9 protein-coding genes are annotated in these 3,625 nt (G+C 61.1%); all 9 read left to right on the top strand.

Translation table 11 applies throughout. The features are described from left to right. Window positions 1-232 precede the first annotated feature (232 nt). Window positions 233-508 carry a hypothetical protein gene (locus ACESL9_RS17500; RefSeq protein WP_372675360.1) on the top strand — a complete coding sequence of 92 codons (276 nt, stop codon included), beginning with the start codon at window positions 233-235 and terminating at the stop codon, window positions 506-508. 56 nt (window positions 509-564) lie between these two features. Next, window positions 565-909, top strand: a complete 345-nt coding sequence (locus ACESL9_RS17495) for a hypothetical protein (protein WP_372675359.1) — start codon at window positions 565-567, stop codon at window positions 907-909. Beyond that, the gene (locus tag ACESL9_RS17490) at window positions 902-1,513 is read left to right on the top strand and encodes a peptidoglycan recognition family protein (protein ID WP_372675358.1); all 612 of its coding nucleotides are present in this window, start codon (window positions 902-904) and stop codon (window positions 1,511-1,513) included. The genes ACESL9_RS17495 and ACESL9_RS17490 overlap by 8 nt, the downstream gene beginning before the upstream one ends. Continuing rightward, window positions 1,510-1,722 (top strand): hypothetical protein, encoded by a 213-nt coding sequence (locus tag ACESL9_RS17485; RefSeq protein WP_372675357.1) that lies wholly within the window; start codon window positions 1,510-1,512, stop codon window positions 1,720-1,722. Before ACESL9_RS17490 ends, ACESL9_RS17485 begins: the two co-directional genes overlap by 4 nt. 144 nt (window positions 1,723-1,866) lie before the next feature. After that, a complete protein-coding gene (locus tag ACESL9_RS17480; protein ID WP_372675356.1) occupies window positions 1,867-2,037 on the top strand; it encodes a hypothetical protein in 171 nt (56 codons plus the stop codon). Then, window positions 2,024-2,239 (top strand): hypothetical protein, encoded by a 216-nt coding sequence (locus tag ACESL9_RS17475; RefSeq protein ID WP_372675355.1) that lies wholly within the window; start codon window positions 2,024-2,026, stop codon window positions 2,237-2,239. Before ACESL9_RS17480 ends, ACESL9_RS17475 begins: the two co-directional genes overlap by 14 nt. A 21-nt stretch (window positions 2,240-2,260) precedes the next feature. Further along, window positions 2,261-2,551: a hypothetical protein gene (locus ACESL9_RS17470; RefSeq protein WP_372675354.1), complete on the top strand. Its 291-nt coding sequence runs from the start codon at window positions 2,261-2,263 to the stop codon at window positions 2,549-2,551. 13 nt (window positions 2,552-2,564) lie between these two features. Continuing rightward, window positions 2,565-3,353: a hypothetical protein gene (locus ACESL9_RS17465; protein ID WP_372675353.1), complete on the top strand. Its 789-nt coding sequence runs from the start codon at window positions 2,565-2,567 to the stop codon at window positions 3,351-3,353. Continuing rightward, window positions 3,353-3,625 (top strand): Ig-like domain-containing protein (locus ACESL9_RS17460; RefSeq protein ID WP_372675352.1); only part of this gene is annotated, 273 nt, incomplete at its 3' end. The genes ACESL9_RS17465 and ACESL9_RS17460, both read left to right, overlap by 1 nt.

Below are 3,625 nucleotides of genomic sequence, written 5' to 3'. Positions count from 1 at the left end.
AATTTGGAACAGAAGAGCGGGTTTTCGTTTGGAGGCTCTGGCTCACCCTTGATTGAGATTATGCGTTTTCAGTTTGGTGGCGCAAGCGCCGGGTGGGCACCCTCACGCCCGCGCAGGTGTTGGAACTGATCGACGCCGGCGTGTCGCACGCGCAGGCGATCTATGCGTCCGCATGGGCGCTCGAGGATGCCGACCCGATCCCGCAGGACTACACCGCAGACGTGCACTGGCCATGAACCGCGTCCTATACATTCCGCTGCGCCTTGCATGCGATCTCGGCAGCATTGCCAGCCGCATGGTCAACGCCATCGTGTTCAACGGCTCGACCGCGCAGACGCTTTCGGCGCGCGCCTATCTCGAAGGGCGCGACAGCCGGTTCTGGTTTCGCATGGGCAAGATCATCAACGCCGTGTTCCGGGTGTTTCAAGAATACCATATCAGATGGGCGTGGGAGCAGGAAGTCGAGCGCGCCCGGTATGTGCTTCAGCGGCTTGAGGGCATGAGATAACCGCGTCAGCCGGACCCCGGCGGCGCGGCCAATTCAGCAGGAAAATGTGAGGTAACATGGATGTTGATTTGCAGTGGCTTGTCAGGCTTGGCGTCACAATAGCGCTCGGTGGGTTAACGATCCTTTCAGGAACCTTCTGGAGAATGATGGCTGTGGTTCGAAGTGTCGAAAAACAGGCGAAAGACGACGACCGCGATCTGCATAAGTGCGTCGACAAAGTTCAGGATGAAGCCGTGAAGAAGTCCGACATGGACAGTCTCGTCGGGCGTTTGAGTGGCGACGTGCACGAGATCCGCGACGAGTTTCGCCGAGCCAATGACGCTACGAACCTTCGGCTTGATGCGCTGCTCAATGCCATCGCGAACAGGAACAATAATCACAAGGGCGGATCGAATGACTGACCTGAAGCGCATCATCCTGCACTGGACCGCCGGCGCGAACCGGGCGTCTGATATGGACCGCAAGCACTACCATCGGCTGATTGAGGGTGACGGAAAGATCGTAAAGGGCAACCACGAGATCGCTGACAACATCGTCACGAGCGATGGCGACTACGCGGCGCACACGCTGCGCCTGAACACGGGTTCGATCGGTGTGGCTGTGTGCGGCATGCACGGCGCGGTCGAGTCACCATTCGATCTGGGCCCGTACCCGATCACCGAGCAGCAGCTTGATGCAGCATGCGGTCTGATCGCGGACCTGTGCCGCGAGCACGCAATACCTGTCACGCGCCGCACCGTGCTGACCCATGCGGAGGTCGAACCGATCCTTGGCGTCAAGCAGCGCGGCAAATGGGACATCGCCCGCCTGCCGTGGGACGACAACCTGCGCGGCGCGGTGTCGGTTGGCGATCACATCCGGTCGCGCGTCGAGGATCACCTAAACGGGCGGCCGCCGCGTGACTTCGAGTACGACATCCCGCCGGTGCGGGAATCCCGGCAGCCGCAAAGCCTGTGGGCTGCGATCATCGAAATCATCAGCGGTCTATTTGGGAGAGCGAAATGACCTTGGAAGGCAAATACTTCAAGCCGAAGAGCCTGACGTGGTGGGCATCCGTCACCCCGCTCGCTGGTGGCCTCTTCATGGCCTTTGACCCGGTGCACGGTCTGGTCGAGATGTCGCAGGTAGTGCGCAACATTTCGGGCGGCGCTTCGGCGGCCGTGCTGATCAACATCGGGCTTGCGGGCATTGGCATTAGGGGCGCGCTGCGATGATCTCTTTGCTGCGCATCGGCGCGGCCGTTGCAGCGGCCACCGTGATCAGCGGGACTGGCTGGTGGGCCTACAGCACCATCAAGGAGGCGGGCCGCGCCGAGTGCCGCGGAGCTCGCCGAGGAAACCGCCAAGCGACAGGCTGCCTTGGACAGGCGCGCGGCCGCGCTGCGCGTCCGGGAGATCGAGATCGAGAAAGCCGCGCAGCTGCGCACGGCGCTGGAAAGGGATTTGGCAGATGAAGCATCAGAGGATCCTATGGCTGATGATCCCGGCCTTGGCCTTGGCAGCCTGCAGCGGCTCAATGAAATCCGGTGATCCGGGCAAGCTGCAGATCGAGCGGCCCGCCCCGCGCGCGGTGCAGCAATGCGCTGATCCCGTGGAGATCCCGCTGCGCCGTCATCAGGCCACGCAAGAAGCGGCATGGCGGCAGGACCGCATCGCTTTGGCCCAGTGCCGCGACAATCACTCCCCTCTGATCGACTGGGTGTCCGGCCTCGTCGATAGCATCACCGACTGACACAAACCGAAAGGACACGATATGGCACGAGCAGGACTTGTAGAGGTGCCGCGTGGCACTGTGATCGAGCTGACGAACGCGAACGTGAGCGGCAACATCACGTTCCAGCATCGCGGCGGGAATACCGCGCTGGTGGTTGGCACAGCCGATGCGACAGAGCCCGCGATCTCGGATTTCCGCAATGGCATCCAGTACCGCCCGGGTGAGGGCGAAGCGGGCCGGACGCTGGCCGACATTTTCCCCGGCACGAGCTACGTCCGCCTCTGGGCCTACGCTCAGGACGGCGCGCAGTTCACCGTCTACCACGCCTGATCGGAGTCCGCTCATGCCCATCGACAGCCCTTTTGACAGCCTTACCGGCATCCGGTCGCCGTTCGGGCGCGGTCGCGGCAAACCGGTCATCATCACCGCGACAACCGCGCCCAGCCTCGGCGCGCTGACCGATGGCGACACGGTGCAGTCCGGGCTTGCCGCGAGCGCCACGGAAACGACCAACTACGCCTCCACAGCAGGCACCATCTCCAGCGCGGTGGAAACCGTCACGATCAACGGCACAACCGGGGCGCTCAGCGATGTGGTGTCCTTCGAGGACGTGGTGGCCGTCTCGATCCTCGTCACCGACAGCGCGGGCAACACGCAGACCTTCAACGCGGGCACGCAAACAGTCGCGGCAATCATTACCGCCAGCTCGCCGCCCTCCATCGGGGCATTCACCGACGGCGGCACGCTTTCCTCTTTTGTGATATGGGGTAGTTACCTCAGTGCAGAAGGCACCATTGTCACTCCGACGACGAAAGAGATGAGCGTCAATGGCGCGGCTTTCGTGGCCTACGATGGCAATGTCACGGGGTCGCCTGGTGATACCTATGAACTGCGCGAAACTGTTTCCGACAGCGTGGGTAACACGCAGTCGTTCAGCAGCGGCACCACAACGGTGCAAGATCTGGACGGTGTAACTATCGCTTCAACAACAACCAGCGCGGAAACCATCGTATTCGATCCGATTGCGGTTTCTACGCAATGGGCGGCTGAACGCTCTGGTGCGGGTTCCATTACTTTCTACGTGATGGACTTCGAACTTGAAGGCGGCACTACAACGACCTTGGAGGCGTAATGGCTATCACATCTGTTAAAATATTAGAGCAGCCCGAGCATGGGCACGCTTCCGTGAACCTTGATAATTCGCTGAGCTTTACCGCCGATGGGGCCAAATACCACGGCCCGGTATCCTTCAGCTATGAGGTAACCTTTGATGACATGTCCACGGAAATCAGGACAAAAAGAGGATTTATCACCGGCGATTATTGGACACAAGTCGAGGCGGCTTTCGAAGCGGGAAAGACAGAGACCACTGTGGCAGGTCCCGTTCGGTCTGTCACGGTTTCA

The organism is Aquicoccus sp. (genome assembly GCF_041686535.1).
GTDB lineage: Bacteria > Pseudomonadota > Alphaproteobacteria > Rhodobacterales > Rhodobacteraceae > Aquicoccus.
This window is presented reverse-complemented; position numbering and strand designations above follow the sequence as displayed.